This is a genomic window from Dyella sp. 2RAB6 (assembly GCF_052115385.1).
Taxonomy (GTDB): Bacteria; Pseudomonadota; Gammaproteobacteria; order Xanthomonadales; family Rhodanobacteraceae; genus Dyella_D.
Genome location: NZ_JBFRGP010000007.1, coordinates 110,020 through 124,387 on the forward strand (window position 1 = coordinate 110,020; position 14,368 = coordinate 124,387).

A 14,368-nucleotide genomic window follows, 5' to 3' on the forward strand; every position below is an offset into this window, starting at 1 on the left:
AAAGCCCCGGCCATCGCCGGTCGGCAGCCTGACCAACGGCCGGAGTGCAAGCTCCGGCCGTTTTTTATGGCCCCGGGCGATCGCCACGGCCATGGCACACCCCTTGCTTCCTCAAGTTCCGCCCTATCCAGACGATCACTACGCCATACGCGTAGACCCAAGGACCACCCGATCCATGACCCTCATCCCGGCCAAAGCCCTCGCCGACCTCGCCCAAGCCGCCGCCACCGGCGACACCCCGCGGGTCGAGCAGCTCGCGCGCCGCCATCCGCGCCTGGCCGAGGCCCTAGCTCCGCTGCTGGCGCGCATCGCGCCGCGCGAACCGGCCGCCATCGCGCTGCAATCGGTGGAACAGCAAAGCCTGGTGATGGGCACCGCACAGACCGTGCTGCGCGCCCAGGAGGCCCTGCACCAGGCCACCGGCGAGGCGCGCGACAGCGTCGGTCGCTTGACGGAGCAAGGCGCCGGGATCTCGACGGCCCTGCAACAGGCCGCCGGCGAAGTGGCGCAAGCCACCGCGCACAACCGCCACGGCGCCGAGACCGTCACCGAACTCGACGGCCAGCTGCGCCTGCTGCGCAGCGCGCTGTCGGCGATGAACCGCAACCAGAGCAAGCTGGCCGAACAGGTCGCGCAGATCCGCAAGCTCACTTCCACCGTGCAGGAGATCGCGCACCAGACCAACCTGGTCGCGCTCAACGCCGCCATCGAGGCCGCGCGCGCGGGCGAGGCCGGCCGCGGCTTCGCCATCGTCGCCGACGAAGTGAAGCAATTGGCGGAAAAGACCACCCAGGCCACCGACCAGATCGAAGCGATGACCACGTCCATCGGCGCGTTCTCGCAGCAGCTCGACGGCGACGTGCGCCAGGGCGTGCAGCGCCTGGAGCGCGCGCAGGACCGTGCCGGCCATACCGCCGGCAGCTTGGAGCGCGAAGGCGAGGCGCTGCGCGCGATCGCCGCGCGCGTACAGAATTCGCAACAAGGCTGCGATGCGCAGAACGCGCGCATCGCAGCCGCGCAGGCCACCCTGGGCGCGCTGCAGCGGCGCAGCATGGAGGCGATCCGCCAGGCCGAATCGCTGGACCGCGCCGCGGTGCTGTCGCACCGCCTGTGCCTGGGCTGGCTGGATCACGCCGATACGACGTCGGTCGCCAGCCTCAGCCTGAGCCTGCGCGAATCGATCCAGGGCCTGCGCCAGGCGATGGAGCTGGCCCTGCACGAACCGGCCGCGCTGGACCGGCGCTGGTTCGACACCGCCGCCTTCGATCGCGCACTGGCCCGCCTGGGCGCGCAGCGCGCCGAGCATCCCGCCGCGGTCAGCTTGCTGGAAGCCGGGCAGCGCCTGTCCGGCCATGCCGGCAATTTCGTGCGGCTGCTCGGCGAGGGCCAGACCGCGCAGGCCGCGCAGTTGTCCGACCAGGTCGAGCGCGAGCGCGAATCCATCCATCAGCAGCTCAGCCAGTTGCTGGCCCAAGCCGAGGCATGAAGCGAAACGCGCCGTCATCGCTGCTGCTCCTGCCGCTGCTGGCGGCGGGCATGGCGCATGCCGCCGCGGCGGAAGAGCCGCGGCGCGTGGCCGAGCAATGGCTGCGCCAGCATTTCGAGCAGCCGGGCAACCGGGTGGTGGCCACGGCGGAGCCGGCGGATACGCGCCTGCAGCCGCCGACCTGCGCCCAGCCCTGGCAGGCCGCCCTGCCCGACGGCGCGCGCGCCGCGCCGCGCATGAGCGTGGAAGTGCGCTGCCCCAGCACCGGCTGGCGCATGCAGGTGCCGGTGAAACTGCAGCTGTTCCGCACCGTGCTGGTGGCCAATAAACCCTTGCAGCGCGGCGACGGCGTCACTGCCGCCGACGTGCGCGGCGAGGAGCGCGACGTCACCCGCCTGGGCTATGGCTATATCGATGGCCTGGACCAGCTTGCCGGCCGCCTGCTGTCGCGTCCGCTGGGCGCCGGCGCGGTGCTGGCGCCGGCCGCGTTCGGCGGCCGCCAGACCGTGCGCGCGGGCGACCGCGTGCAACTGATCGCCCGCCTGGACGGCATCGAGGTGCGCGCCTCCGGGGTGGCCCTGGGCGGCGGCGACACCGGCGCCCGCCTGCGCGTGCGCAACGACAGTTCCGGCCGCACCGTGGATGCCATGGTGCGCGACCCGGGCGTGGTCGAGGCCCTGCCATGACCGCGCCCGCCGACCCCGCTAAAGTTCACCCGCCCGCCGCCGATAACCGGTTTGAAGGGTCGACAAGCCCTCAAGGACACGCCTCATGAACACCACCATCACCTCCAATGGATTGCCGGTACTTCCGCAGGCCAAGGGCAACCAGAATGCCCAGGCCCAGGCCAGCCAGCCGGCGACCGAGGCTGCTCCCGCGGCCAAGGCGGACGACAGCGTGAAGCTCACCGAGTCGGCGCGCGCACTCACCGCGGCGCAGGGCGACAAGGCCCCGGCCATCGACACCAAGCGCGTGGAGCAGATCCGCGCGGCGATCGCCGACGGCAGCTACCGCGTCGACGCCGGCAAGATCGCCGACGGCCTGATCTCGATGGAAGGCCAGCTCAACGGCAAGCCATGAGTACCGACCTGCGCCACGAGATGGTCGACGCCTTCGACGCGGTACTCGGCGACATGCGCCAGACCGCGTCGCGGCTGACCGCCGCACTGGCCGCCGAGCGCGACGCGCTGGAGCGGGCCGATGCCGACGCGCTGCATCTCGCGGGGCAGGACAAGCAGACCCAGCTCGAACGCCTGGAACAACTGGACGCCGAGCGCCAGCAGCTCGCGCGCGCCATCGCCGCCACCACGCCCGCGCAGCGCGCGGCCTGGGACGGCGTGATGGCTGCGCTCACCGACTGCCAGCACGCCAACCAGAACAACGGCCAGATCGTCGGACAGCGCCTGCGCCAGGTGCGCCAGGCGCTGGCGGTACTGACCGGCGGCGCCGAATCGGGCGTGTACGGCCCGGGCGGCACCTTGCGCATCGATCACCGCTCGCTTTCATTGGCGGAAGCCTGAGCTTGAAACGCCCCACCTGAAGGACCTGCCGCACGCGGCGGGCGAACCCCCACGGCCCTGCCTTGAGCGCAGGTCCATCGCTGGCCGACGTCTCCATGACCGATACCGCTGTAGAAGCCGCCCAAGCCCAGGCCCAGGCCGCCGCCCTCGCCGGCACCGCCGCCAGCGCGCCGTTGCCGGTGGTGCGCATCCCGATGCTCGACCGCGATCGCCAGCTGATGGCGTACGAGCTGCTGCTGCAGGAAGACGGCGAAGACGAGCGCGCGCTCGGCCACCGTCTGCTCTCCACCATCATCGACGGCTCGGTCACTCAATGGGCGCGCGGCAACCGCGTGTTCGTGCGCCTGCCGGGCGAGCTGGTGCTGGAGCAGGCCGACCAGGTGCTGCGCCATCCGCGCATCGGCCTGGTGGTGTCGCCGCGCGCCGTCCACGACGTGCTGCTGCTCGAACGCCTGCGCCAGCTCTCGGCGCGCGGCTGCGCGCTGCTGCTCGATCTGGAAGGCGCCGCCAGCGACCTGCCCGGCGGCGACGAACTGCACGTGCTGCTGGACCTGGCGCGCTACGTGCGCCTGGACGCCAGCCGCCTCGACGAGGCCGCCCTGCGCGAGCGCTGCGAAGCGCTGCATGCGCGCGGGCTGCACGTGGTGGCCGGCCACGTCAACGATCACGACACCTGCAATCGCTGCATGGGCCTGCCGTTCGCCGGCATCCAGGGCCCCTACCTGCTGCGCCCCGAGAAAGTGGACATGCCGGTGCTCAGCGCCAACCGCCTCAGCGTGCTGCGCCTGCTGCGCGCGCTGGACGAGGACGGCAACGGCCCGGTCGAACTGGGCCAGATCATCCGCAACGACGTGATCCTCAGCTACAAGCTGCTGGGCTGCGTGAACTCGGCTTATTTCGCGCTGCCGCGCCAGCTGAAGTCGGTGGAGCAGGCGGCGATCTTCTTCGGCCTCACCCGCATGCGCAACTGGATCAGCACCATGGCGCTGAGCGGCATGGACGACCGCCCGCCGGAACTGCTGCGCGCCGCGCTGATCCGCGCGCATATGTGCGAGCAGCTGGCGCAGAGCCTGTCGCGCGAGCAGCGCGAGATGGCCTTCACCACCGGCCTGTTCTCGCTGCTGGAAAGCCTGATGTGCGCACCGATGGAACTGCTGCTGCAGCACCTGCCGCTGGCGCCGGATATCCGCTGCGCGCTGCTGGAGCAGCAAGGCCCGTTCGCGCCGCTGCTGGAACAGGTGCAGCGCTGGGAAGCCGGCGAGCTGCGCGGCGGAGAGGCTTCGCCGCAGCATATCCGGCGGATGGCGGCGGCGTATCTGGAGGCGATCCGCTGGGCGGATCATGTGCATTCGTTTGCGGAGCAGAAGCCGCATTGAGCAGCGTAGGTTGGGGTGAGCGCAGCGAACCCCAACGTCGTCGCCACGCATACACCTCGTTGGGGTTCGCCTTCGGCTCACCCCAACCTACGCCGGGTGCGGCCATCAATCCGGCGTGAACTCCATCGTCGCCCGCACCGCCTTCTTCCAACCGCGGTAGAGCTTCTCGCGCTGCTCCTGCGCCATCGCCGGCTTGAATTCCCGGTCCACCGCCCAACGCCGGGCGATCTCCTCGCGGCTCTGCCAGAAGCCCACCGCCAGCCCAGCCAGGTACGCCGCGCCCTGCGCCGTGGTTTCCTGCACCTTGGGCCGCAGCAGGGTCACGTCGAGAATGTCGGCCTGGAACTGCGCCATGAAATCGTTGGCGATGGCGCCGCCGTCGGCGCGCAGCTCCTTCAGCTCGATGCCCGAATCGCTCTGCATCGCTTCCAGTACGTCGCGGGTCTGGTAAGCCATCGATTCCAGCGCGGCGCGAATGAACTGCTCCTTGGTGGTGCCGCGCGACAGGCCGAACACCGCGCCCCGCACATCGCTGCGCCAGTACGGTGCGCCCAGGCCGACGAAGGCCGGCACGAAGTACACGCCTTCGCTGTCGCGCGCACGCTCGGCGTAGTCCTGCGAATCGCTGGCCTTGCCCAGCATGCGCAAGCCGTCGCGCAGCCACTGGATCACCGAGCCGGCTACGAAGATGCTGCCTTCCAGCGCGTATTCGACCTTGCCGTCGATGCCCCAGGCGATGGTGGTGAGCAGGCCGTTCTTCGACGCGACCGCCTTCTCGCCGGTGTTCATCAGCATGAAGCAGCCGGTGCCGTAGGTGTTCTTGGCCAGGCCCGGTTCGAAGCAGGCCTGGCCGAACAGCGCCGCCTGCTGGTCGCCGGCGATACCGGCGATCGGCACTTCGCGGCCGAAGAAATGCTTAGGCAAAGTCTGGCCGTAGATCTCGCTGGACGACTTCACCTGCGGCAGCATCGCGCGCGGGATGTCGAGCATCTTCAGCAGCTCGTCGTCCCATTGCCGCTGGTAGATGTCGTAGATCAGGGTGCGCGAGGCATTGGTGTAGTCGGTGACGTGCACCTTGCCGCCGGTCAGGTTCCAGATCAGCCAGGTATCGATGGTGCCGAACAGCAGCTCGCCGCGCTGCGCGCGCTCCTGCGCGCCGTCGACGTGATCGAGGATCCAGCGCACCTTGGTGCCGGCGAAATACGCGTCGATCAGCAGGCCGGTCTTGCTGCGCACCAGTTCGTCGTAGCCTTCCTGCTTCAGCCGCTCGCAGATCGCGGCGGTCTGGCGCGATTGCCACACGATGGCGTTGTGAATCGGCTGGCCGGTCTGCTTGTCCCACACCACCGTGGTCTCGCGCTGGTTGGTGATGCCGATGCCAGCGATGCGCGACGGATCCACGCCGGTCTGGTTGATCACCTCGGTCATGGTCACCAGCACGCTGGTCATGATCTCGCGCGGGTTGTGCTCCACCCAGCCCGGCTGCGGGAACACCTGCGGGAACTCGCGCTGCGCGGTGCCGACCACATGGCCGTCGTGGTCGAACAGGATGGTGCGCGAGCTGGTGGTGCCCTGGTCGATCGCCAGGATATAGGTCTTGTCCATGCAGCGCCCCGCTCAGGCCGAAGGGTTGGAAGGGGAAACCGGTTTGCCTTGCGCTTGCGCGATGCGCTCTTCTTCCAGCGCCCGCACGCGCGCCGGCAGGAACGGATGCACCAGCAGCTGGTACGCGCCGGCGCCGACCACGCCACCAAGCAATGGACCGACGATCGGCACCCACCAGTAGTTGTTCGGGCTGGGCAAGGCCGAGCTGCCCCAGCCGGCGAAGAAGGCGAACAGGCGCGGGCCGAAGTCGCGCGCGGGGTTGATCGCCCAGGCTTCGAGATAGCCCATCGAGGCGCCGATGGTGGCGACCAGCAGGCCGATCATCAGCGCGCCGGAATTGGCGCCGGGCGCGATCTCGTTGTAGCGCTCGGTGATGGCGAAGATGCCGAACAGCAGGAAGGCGGTGAGGATGACCTGGTCCAGCAGTGCATGCATCGGCGTGATCGCCAGCCCCGGATGGGTGAAGAACACGCCCGCCGCGCCGCCGGCTTCGCGGGTCAGGCCATGGGTCTGGTTGTAGTGATCGATCACCGGACCGAACAGCACGTAGACGATGCCCGCGCCGAGAAAAGCGCCGATCACTTGCGCGACCGTGTACGGCAATACCTTCTTCCATGGGAAGCCGCGGAACAGCGCCAGCGCCAAGGTCACCGCCGGGTTGGCATGCGTGCCGGAGATCGAAGCGGTGGCATAGATGGCGATAGTCACTGCCAGGCCCCAGGCGATGCACACGCCCCAGTAGGCGTTCTGGTAGGGACTGGGGTCGTACAGCACGTACATGCACGCTACCGAATCACCGAGGCCGATGATGATGAACATCGCCAGCGCTTCCGAAATCAATTCACCGATCGTTTGCCGCATGCCTTCCCTCTCCTGGAATGCACCGCGGCGTGCGCGCCGGGTGCGTGAATCGGAACCTCAGTGCGCGCCCGCCGCCTTGGCGAAGTAAGCGGCCAGTCGCGCCGCGCCATCCTCGCCGACATGCAGGCCCAGCTTGGTGCGCCGCCATAGCACGTCCTCGGCGCTGCTCGCCCATTCGTAGCGGCGCAGGTAATCCACTTCGCTGGCGTAGAGATCGGCGCCGAAATGCTCGCCCAGTTCGGCCAGCGCAGCCGCATCGCCGATCACGCGGACCGACTGGCTGCCGTAGGTATGCGCCAGCCGCCAGGCCATCGCCTCGCCCAGCCATGGCCGCGTCGCGCGCAACTGCTGCGCGAGGCCGGCGACGTCCTGGATATCGCCCCCGGGAAGCGGATGGCCCTTGCCGGTCCACGCCGGCTCGGTATTGCCGAGCAGGGGCGCCAGCTTGTTCACCGCTTCCTCGGCCAGCTTGCGAAACGTGGTGAGCTTGCCGCCGAACACATTCAGCAAAGGCGCGCCCTTGGCCGGCTCGATCTCCAGCAGATAGTCGCGCGTCACTTCCGAGGCCTTGCCGCTTTCGTCGTCGAGCAGCGGACGCACGCCGCTGTAGCTCCACACAACATCCGCCGGTGCGATGCTGCGCTTGAAATAGCGATTGACCGCATCGCACAGATACGACACCTCCTGCGCATCGATGCGCGGATGCGCCGGGTCGCCGCGATATTCGACGTCGGTGGTGCCGATCAGGGTGAACTCGCGCTCGTAGGGAATGGCGAACACGATGCGCCGGTCAGGTTGCTGGAAGATGTACGCGTAGCGATGCTCGTACAGCCGGGACACCACGATATGGCTGCCCTTGACCAGGCGCAGGCCGTGGTCGTGGCCTTCGGCGGTGACCTCGTCGAGGAAATCGACGGCCCACGGGCCGGTGGCATTGACCAGCGCGCGCGCCGCCACCTCGGTGACCTTGCCGTCCGCACCCTGCAGGCGCGCCAGCCAGCGCTCGCCGCTGCGCCGTGCGCTGACGCAGCGCGTATGCGTCATCACGCGCGCGCCGCGCTGCACCGCGTCCATCGCATTGAGCACGACCAGGCGCGCATCCTGCACCCAGGCATCGGAATAGACGAAGCCGGTCAGGAACTCCTCGCGCAAGGGCTGGCCGACCGCATGCCTGGACAGGCGTACGCGCCGCGAGCCGGGCAGGCTGCGGCGGCCCCGCTGCAGGTGGTCGTAGAGGAACAGGCCCAGCCGGATCATCCACGCCGGCCGCAGGTGCGACTGGTGCGGCAGCACGAAGCGCAGCGGCCAGATGATGTGCGGCGCCACGCGCAGCAGCACCTCGCGCTCGGCCAGCGCCTTGCCGACCAGGGCGAACTCGAACTGTTCCAGGTAGCGCAGGCCGCCGTGGATCAACTTGGTGCTGGCGCTGGAGGTATGCGCGGCGAGGTCGTCCTGCTCGCACAACCAGACGCTCAAGCCCCGGCCGACCGCATCGCGCGCGATGCCGGTGCCGTTGATGCCGCCGCCCACCACCAGAACATCGACTTGCTCCGTCATGCCTCGTCCCGTGTGCGGGGTGGATCAACGATTAATGCGCAGCCCTTGCGTGCAGGCGCCACACCACGATGGCCAGTCCGGCCACCGCCAGCACGAACCAGTACGCGCTGGCCTGCAGATCCTTGCCCAGCCACATCACTCCGGCTACGGCGCCGGCCAGCAGCACGCCGGCACCCAGCGCGATCAGCGGCGTGTGGTGGTCGGACATGCGGCTGCGCAACAGCAGGAAGATGCCCAGGCTGACCAGCAGCACGGCGAGGATCCGCCGCGCCACCGCGAACACCGGCGGCTCGGGCACGTCCGGCAATACGTCGATCAGGCGGCGGTCGCCGACCTGCACGTCGTAGCCCTTGCCGTCCGCCGCGTCGCTGGCGGGCACCAGCAGGTCGCCCTGCGGGCGCGCGAAGACCGTGAGCAGTTGCACCGGCACGGCTTCCCAGCTCACCCGCAGGTCGCCCAGGCGCGGGTGTTCGGGGCTGGAGCTGGTGACCAGGTAATCGCCGTAGCTGGAAAAACTGGCAGCGAGATTGGCCGGCAAGGCCTTCAGATCCGGGCCGACCAGATCGCCGCCGGGCAAGGCGTGCAGCAGCGCGGGCGCCAGCGCATAGCCGCCGACCTTCACCAGGCCGGCATCGAATTGCATGCCCTGGATCGGGAAGGCGCCGGGGTTGGCGTGGCCGGCGGGCTTTTCGAAACGGCTGGCGTCGAGCGGACGGTCGACCCAGTCCTGCTCGTAGTGCACGTCGGTGCCGACGCGTACTTCGCGCCACTGGAACATTTCCACGTGGCGCACCAGCACCGGCGTGGCCATGCGCTGGTTGAATTCGGGATCGAGCGGCGGCTCCACCACGTTGAGCTTGCCGCTGACGCGGACCATATAGCGGTCCTTGCCGATGTCCGGCCGCGCATCGCCCTGCACGTCCAGCACCTGGCCGCCATGGCGCTCGGCCGCGACGCGATGCTCGATGGCGGCCTGCTCGGTCATCGCCACCACGCCCAGGCCGGCCAGCACCAGCACCGCGCCGGCGAGGCCGGCGAGCCACTGCCGCGCGCTCACGGGCGCACCAGCCCGGCGACATCGCGCCGCTCGTCGGCGGTGCCGTAGCGGCCGCGCTCGTCGCGCACCACGCGCGCGATGGCGCAGTCGTGGTCGTGGGTGAAGAACAGTTCGATGCCGCGCGCGAGCTTGTCTTCGAGGAAGACCCGCTTCTCGTCGATGATTTCCTCGGGATAGCGGTCGTAGCCCATGGTGATCGGCAGGTGCACCCAGAAGCGTCCGGGGATCAGGTCGGCGCAGAACACCACGCCGCCCACTTCGGCCAGCATCAGCCCGGGCGTATGGCCGTCCGAATAACTGAAGCGCACCGACGCGCCCAGCGTCTGCGCATGTTCGCCTTCAACCAGCTCCAGCCGCCCGCTGTCCTGCAGCAGCGCCTGCAGTTCGGGAATGAACGAGGCACGGTCGCGCGGATGCGGCTGCTGCGCGCGGCGCCAGTGTTCGGCGCCCACCACATAAGTAGCCTTGGGGAACAGCAGGCTCGGCGGCTCGCCTTCTTCCCAGGCGGCGAGCAGGCCGCCGGCGTGGTCGAAGTGCAGGTGCGAGAGCACCACCACGTCGATGTCTGCATGCGACAAGCCGGCCTGCGCCAGCGATTCGAGCAGCACGTGGCGTTCTTCCACCACGCCGTAGCGTTCGCGCAGCGCGGGTTCGAAGAAGGCGCCGATGCCGGTTTCGAACAGCACGTTGCGGCCGTCCAGGCCCTTGGCCAGCAGGCAGCGGCAGGCCAGCGGAATACGGTTCTGTGCGTCCGGTGCGATCCAGCGCGACCACAGCGCCTTGGGAGCGTTGCCGAACATGGCGCCGCCGTCGAGCTGTTGCGAGTTACCGGTGAGCGACCACAACTGCATGGAAATCCCCTGCCCTGCCACTTGTCTTATGGCACCGGCGCGCGCCCCCTTTGCAGCGCGCCGGCGAACTGCTTACTGCACCTTGCCCAGGCCCGACGGACGGCGCGGATCGCTGGCCGCATCGAGCTTGCCGCTTTTCAGATCCCAGGTGACCACGTTCATATAGCCCCACGGCTGCCGCTGCTTGAGCGTATAGCCCATGCGGGTCAGCGCGTCGGTGGTGGCGGCGTCGAACACGCCTTCTTCCACATCCACGCGGTCCGGCATGTACTGGTGGTGGAAGCGCTTCTGGCCGGCGATGCCAAGTGCGTCCTTGCCGTCGATAAAGGCCATGATGCCTTCCAGCACCTGGGTGATGATGGTCGAACCGCCGGGCGAGCCGATCACGCCGATGCGGTCGGCGCCGAACACGATGCTCGGCGTCATCGACGACAGCATGCGCTTGCCCGGCTCCGGCGCGTTGGCGGCGCTGCCGAGCAGGCCGTAAACGTTGGGCTTGTTCGGCACCAGCGCGAAGTCGTCCATCTCGTCGTTGAGCAGCACGCCGGTGCCTTCGGCGACGAAGGTGGAACCGAGGGTGTAGTTCACCGTGAGCGTGACCGAAGCGATATTGCCTTCGCGGTCGATCACCGAGAAATGCGTGGTGTGCATGCCCGGATCGACACCGGTGCTGGCCGGCAGCATCGCCGAGGGCGTGGCCTTGTCCGGCAGGATGGTCTGGCGCAGGCCGGCCGCGTAGTAAGGCGACAGCAGCATGTCCAGCGGCATCTTTACGAAGTCCGGATCGCCCAGATAATCGTTGTGGTCGCGGAAGGCGCGGCGCATCGCCTCGATCACCAGATGCGTGCGGTGCGCGTCGTCCAGCTTGCCGAGGTCGAAGCCGGCGAGAATGTTGAGGATCTCGGCCACCGCCACGCCACCGGAGGACGGCGGCGGCGCGGTGACGATGCGGTAGCCGCGGTAGTCGACCACGATCGGCGCGCGCTCTTTCACCTGGTAGCTCTCCAGGTCCTTGGCGGTCCAGTGGCCGCCGGCAACCTGCACGGCGGCGACCAGCTTCTGCGCGACGTCGCCGCGATAGAAACCGTCGTGGCCTTTTTCGCCCAGCACTTCCAGCGTGCGGGCCTGGCCGGGATCGCGCCAGGTCGCGCCCTTGGCCGGCACCTTGCCGCCGGGCAGGAACTTGGCGGCGGAGGCGGGCCAGCGCCGGATGTCCTGCTGGCGTTCCTCGAGCGCATTGAGCAGGCGGCTGTCCGGTTCGAAGCCGTCGCGCGCCAGGCGCACGGCCGGCGCCAGCGATTCCTTCAGCGGCAGCTTGCCGTAGTGCCTGGCCAGCCAGGCCAGGCCGGCCGGCTCGCCGGGGATGCCGGCGGAGAGCGGGCCGTTCAAGGCGGCGTCGCGATTGGGCGAGCCATCGGCGTCGAGGTAGTCCTTGGCGTTCACCGCGGCCGGCGCGGTCTCGCGCGCGTCGATGAAGACCGCCTTGCCATCCGAGGCGCGATGCAGCACCGCCATGAAGCCGCCGCCGATGCCGGAGCTTTCCGGCTCCACCACCGACAACGCGGAGGCCACCGCGATCGCCGCGTCGAACGCGTTGCCGCCCTTGGCGATCACTTCGAGGCCGGCTTCGGTGGCATGGAAGTTGGCGCTGGCGATCGCGGCCTTGCCCGGCCCCTTTACGGCGGCAGGCGCTTTCGTTGCGGCGGGAGCGGTACGCGGACCATCGGCAAAAGCGGAGCCACTGACCAGCAGCAGGCCCAACAGCACGGCGCGGGCGCGCAGCGCCGGCCACATCACGGAAAACCTCATGCCTGCCCCTCTTTCATCAACTGGCGGTACTTGAGTTGAAGCTGGTCCTGCGTCTCGGTGTGCTCGGGGTCGACCAGGATGCATTCGACCGGGCAGACCTCGATGCATTGCGGTTCGTCATGATGCCCCACGCACTCCGTGCACAACGCCGGATCGATCACGTAGTACTCCTCGCCCAGCGAGATCGCCTTGTTCGGACAGACCGGTTCGCATACGTCGCAATTGACGCAGGTATCGAGGATTTTCAGGGACATCGCACGAGTGTACACGGTAGCGCCGGATGCCGCGGCGCAGCAATCGGCCCAAGACGCGGATTTCGCCCAAGAAAAAACCCGCGGCATGCGCATGCCGCGGGTTCTCGAAACGCCGGCTGTGGCCCGGGCTTACATCGCCACGAAGCGCAGCTTCGCGCCGGTCGGCTGCAGCGCGGTGGTGACGCGCGCCTCGTCGGCCTGGTCGCCGATGAACAGGATGATCACGTCCTTGAACGAACCCGGCTTGGCGTCCTTGAAGGCTTCGATGATCAGGTCGGCGGTCTTGGTCGATTCCGGACCGGCGAATACCAGCATATTGCCCGGCAGCACGCCGCGGGCGACGGTGTCCTGCACATTGGAGAGCTGGCGGTCGCGCTTGGCCTTGTCGTCGTCGCTGTCGCCGGCGTTGACCAGGTAGGGGTACGGGCGATCGGCGGTCATGCCCTGCATGTTCTTCTGCACGATCTGGCCGAGGTACGTGTTCCAGGCCTTGCCGTCGTTCGGATCGGTCGGCTTGGAAACCTGCGCGGTCTGCGCGGCGGCCTGGTTGGCGTTGTCGTCGCCGCCCTTGTCGCAGCCGGCAAGCGCCAGCGAGCCGAGCGCGATGGCGGCGAGGAGTGCGTACTTATGCATGGTGGTCACCCTGAGGTCTTGGATGGAGTCTTGGAAGTCTGGACGTGGATTCCCGGAAGACGGAACCCTCCGGCGCCGCCGACGGGAGCCGGCATGACTTGCCTGTCCCTGTCCGCAGGATGGCCGGGAGCATACACGAGCGCCCCCGGTGCAAACCACAGCGTTTCAGGCACGGCGCTGGCGCATCGCCTGCTGTACCGCCGGATGCACGAAGCCCGAGATATCGCCGCCCAGGCGGCCGATCTCGCGCACCAGTGACGACGAGATGAAGCTGTACTGCTCGGCCGGGGTGAGGAACAGCGTTTCCACGCCCGGGATCAGATGGCGGTTCATGCTGGCGAGCTGGAATTCGTATTCGAAGTCCGACACCGCGCGCAGGCCGCGAATGATCACGCCGGCATGGATCTCGCTCACGAAATCGGCCAGCAGGCAGTCAAAGCCGCGCACTTCCACATTGCGCAGGTCGGCCAGGGCCAGCCGTGCCAGCGCGATGCGCTCGTTGAGACTGAAGCCCGGGCCCTTGCCGCCCTTGTTCTGGCTTTCGGCTACCGCCACCACCACGCGCTCGAACAGCGGCGCGGCGCGCGCGACCAGGTCGGCATGTCCGTTGGTGATCGGATCGAAGGTGCCCGGATAGACGGCGAGACGCGTATTGACCGGCGGATTCACGTGGGCTTCGGCGCTGGCGAAAAGGACCGGTAGCTTAGCGCTTGGGCTGGATCAGGCAACCCGGCGATAGAGGGCGTAATGCACTTCGCCTGCCTGGCCCTCGCGATGCGGCTGCCATGTGGACGGCAAAGTCAGTGCTTTGCCGCGCGGAGCTTCCACGTAGATCCAGGCCGAGGGCGACAACCAGCCGCCCGCTTCCAGCCGGTGCGACAGCGGTTCCCACAGCTCCAGCGCGAACGGCGGATCGAGGAAGACCACGCCATACGGGCGCGCCGGACCTTGCAGATACGCACCCGCATCCACCGCCGCCACTTCGCCGCCGGCCGCCTTCAAGCGGGCCAGATTGGCGCGCAAGGCGTGCGCCACGCGCGGGTCGCGCTCCACGAACTGCGTACGCGCCGCGCCGCGCGACAAGGCCTCGATGCCCAGCGCACCGGTGCCCGCGCACAGGTCCAGGCAATCGGCGCCGGCGATCACCGGCGCCAGCCAGTTGAACAGGGTTTCGCGCACCCGTTCGGCGGTGGGGCGCAGGCCCGGCAGCTCGGGCACGTCGAGGCGGGAATTGCGCAGCGTGCCGCCGATGATGCGGATGCGCCCGGCCGTGCCGCTCATGTGAACCGCGGCCGCGACGCGACGTGCCGGACACTGGCGGAGAGTCGGGGAGGAAAAGTCCGGGGTGGTAGCATGGGC

At 68.8% G+C, this 14,368-nt stretch carries 15 protein-coding genes; 5 read left to right on the top strand and 10 right to left on the bottom strand.

Features of this window, described 5'->3' with window-relative positions:
• The first annotated feature begins 175 nt into the window (after positions 1-175).
• From AB4083_RS12785 to AB4083_RS12805, 5 genes are all read left to right on the top strand, one after another.
• Complete coding sequence (locus AB4083_RS12785) at positions 176-1,486, top strand: methyl-accepting chemotaxis protein (protein WP_441608220.1); 1,311 nt, start codon at positions 176-178, stop codon at positions 1,484-1,486.
• Positions 1,483-2,172, top strand: a complete 690-nt coding sequence (gene flgA, locus AB4083_RS12790) for a flagellar basal body P-ring formation chaperone FlgA (RefSeq protein ID WP_441608221.1) — start codon at positions 1,483-1,485, stop codon at positions 2,170-2,172. Before AB4083_RS12785 ends, flgA begins: the two co-directional genes overlap by 4 nt.
• 85 nt (positions 2,173-2,257) lie before the next feature.
• Positions 2,258-2,566, top strand: a complete 309-nt coding sequence (gene flgM / locus AB4083_RS12795; protein ID WP_441608223.1) for a flagellar biosynthesis anti-sigma factor FlgM — start codon at positions 2,258-2,260, stop codon at positions 2,564-2,566.
• On the top strand, positions 2,563-3,006 hold the full coding sequence (locus AB4083_RS12800) for a flagella synthesis protein FlgN (RefSeq protein ID WP_441608225.1): 444 nt from the start codon (positions 2,563-2,565) through the stop codon (positions 3,004-3,006). Before flgM ends, AB4083_RS12800 begins: the two co-directional genes overlap by 4 nt.
• Positions 3,007-3,101: 95 nt before the next feature.
• On the top strand, positions 3,102-4,382 hold the full coding sequence (locus AB4083_RS12805; RefSeq protein ID WP_441608227.1) for an EAL and HDOD domain-containing protein: 1,281 nt from the start codon (positions 3,102-3,104) through the stop codon (positions 4,380-4,382).
• Positions 4,383-4,487: 105 nt separating this feature from the next.
• On the opposite strand, the gene glpK is transcribed toward AB4083_RS12805, so the two are convergent.
• From glpK to rsmD, 10 genes are all read right to left on the bottom strand, one after another.
• Positions 4,488-5,987, bottom strand: a complete 1,500-nt coding sequence (gene glpK / locus AB4083_RS12810; RefSeq protein WP_441608228.1) for a glycerol kinase GlpK — start codon at positions 5,985-5,987, stop codon at positions 4,488-4,490.
• 12 nt (positions 5,988-5,999) lie between these two features.
• Entirely contained in the window at positions 6,000-6,848 is an 849-nt protein-coding gene (locus tag AB4083_RS12815) for an MIP/aquaporin family protein (protein WP_441608230.1), read from the bottom strand.
• A 57-nt stretch (positions 6,849-6,905) separates the two neighbouring features.
• The gene (gene glpD / locus AB4083_RS12820) at positions 6,906-8,405 is read right to left on the bottom strand and encodes a glycerol-3-phosphate dehydrogenase (protein ID WP_441608231.1); all 1,500 of its coding nucleotides are present in this window, start codon (positions 8,403-8,405) and stop codon (positions 6,906-6,908) included.
• 31 nt (positions 8,406-8,436) lie between these two features.
• Complete coding sequence (locus AB4083_RS12825) at positions 8,437-9,462, bottom strand: TMEM43 family protein (protein WP_441608233.1); 1,026 nt, start codon at positions 9,460-9,462, stop codon at positions 8,437-8,439.
• Positions 9,459-10,313, bottom strand: a complete 855-nt coding sequence (locus tag AB4083_RS12830; protein ID WP_441608234.1) for an MBL fold metallo-hydrolase — start codon at positions 10,311-10,313, stop codon at positions 9,459-9,461. Before AB4083_RS12830 ends, AB4083_RS12825 begins: the two co-directional genes overlap by 4 nt.
• Positions 10,314-10,385: 72 nt before the next feature.
• On the bottom strand, positions 10,386-12,122 hold the full coding sequence (ggt, locus tag AB4083_RS12835) for a gamma-glutamyltransferase (RefSeq protein WP_441608235.1): 1,737 nt from the start codon (positions 12,120-12,122) through the stop codon (positions 10,386-10,388).
• Positions 12,119-12,376 (bottom strand): YfhL family 4Fe-4S dicluster ferredoxin, encoded by a 258-nt coding sequence (locus AB4083_RS12840; RefSeq protein WP_441608237.1) that lies wholly within the window; start codon positions 12,374-12,376, stop codon positions 12,119-12,121. The genes ggt and AB4083_RS12840 overlap by 4 nt, the downstream gene beginning before the upstream one ends.
• Positions 12,377-12,505: 129 nt before the next feature.
• Positions 12,506-13,009: a hypothetical protein gene (locus AB4083_RS12845; RefSeq protein WP_441608238.1), complete on the bottom strand. Its 504-nt coding sequence runs from the start codon at positions 13,007-13,009 to the stop codon at positions 12,506-12,508.
• A 165-nt stretch (positions 13,010-13,174) separates the two neighbouring features.
• Entirely contained in the window at positions 13,175-13,678 is a 504-nt protein-coding gene (gene coaD / locus AB4083_RS12850) for a pantetheine-phosphate adenylyltransferase (RefSeq protein WP_441608239.1), read from the bottom strand.
• A 51-nt stretch (positions 13,679-13,729) separates the two neighbouring features.
• The gene (rsmD, locus tag AB4083_RS12855; RefSeq protein ID WP_441608241.1) at positions 13,730-14,290 is read right to left on the bottom strand and encodes a 16S rRNA (guanine(966)-N(2))-methyltransferase RsmD; all 561 of its coding nucleotides are present in this window, start codon (positions 14,288-14,290) and stop codon (positions 13,730-13,732) included.
• Positions 14,291-14,368 lie beyond the last annotated feature (78 nt).

Excerpts from the sequence above, each read along its gene's own strand:
- AB4083_RS12785 (WP_441608220.1), top strand. The coding sequence starts at position 176 with ATGACCCTCATCCCGGCCAAAGCCCTCGCCGACCTCGCCCAAGCCGCC.
- flgM (WP_441608223.1), top strand. The coding sequence starts at position 2,258 with ATGAACACCACCATCACCTCCAATGGATTGCCGGTACTTCCGCAGGCC.
- flgA (WP_441608221.1), top strand. The coding sequence starts at position 1,483 with ATGAAGCGAAACGCGCCGTCATCGCTGCTGCTCCTGCCGCTGCTGGCG.
- glpD (WP_441608231.1), bottom strand. The coding sequence starts at position 8,405 with ATGACGGAGCAAGTCGATGTTCTGGTGGTGGGCGGCGGCATCAACGGC.
- AB4083_RS12805 (WP_441608227.1), top strand. The coding sequence starts at position 3,102 with ATGACCGATACCGCTGTAGAAGCCGCCCAAGCCCAGGCCCAGGCCGCC.
- glpK (WP_441608228.1), bottom strand. The coding sequence starts at position 5,987 with ATGGACAAGACCTATATCCTGGCGATCGACCAGGGCACCACCAGCTCG.
- rsmD (WP_441608241.1), bottom strand. The coding sequence starts at position 14,290 with ATGAGCGGCACGGCCGGGCGCATCCGCATCATCGGCGGCACGCTGCGC.
- AB4083_RS12845 (WP_441608238.1), bottom strand. The coding sequence starts at position 13,009 with ATGCATAAGTACGCACTCCTCGCCGCCATCGCGCTCGGCTCGCTGGCG.
- AB4083_RS12815 (WP_441608230.1), bottom strand. The coding sequence starts at position 6,848 with ATGCGGCAAACGATCGGTGAATTGATTTCGGAAGCGCTGGCGATGTTC.
- AB4083_RS12800 (WP_441608225.1), top strand. The coding sequence starts at position 2,563 with ATGAGTACCGACCTGCGCCACGAGATGGTCGACGCCTTCGACGCGGTA.
- AB4083_RS12840 (WP_441608237.1), bottom strand. The coding sequence starts at position 12,376 with ATGTCCCTGAAAATCCTCGATACCTGCGTCAATTGCGACGTATGCGAA.
- AB4083_RS12830 (WP_441608234.1), bottom strand. The coding sequence starts at position 10,313 with ATGCAGTTGTGGTCGCTCACCGGTAACTCGCAACAGCTCGACGGCGGC.
- ggt (WP_441608235.1), bottom strand. The coding sequence starts at position 12,122 with ATGAGGTTTTCCGTGATGTGGCCGGCGCTGCGCGCCCGCGCCGTGCTG.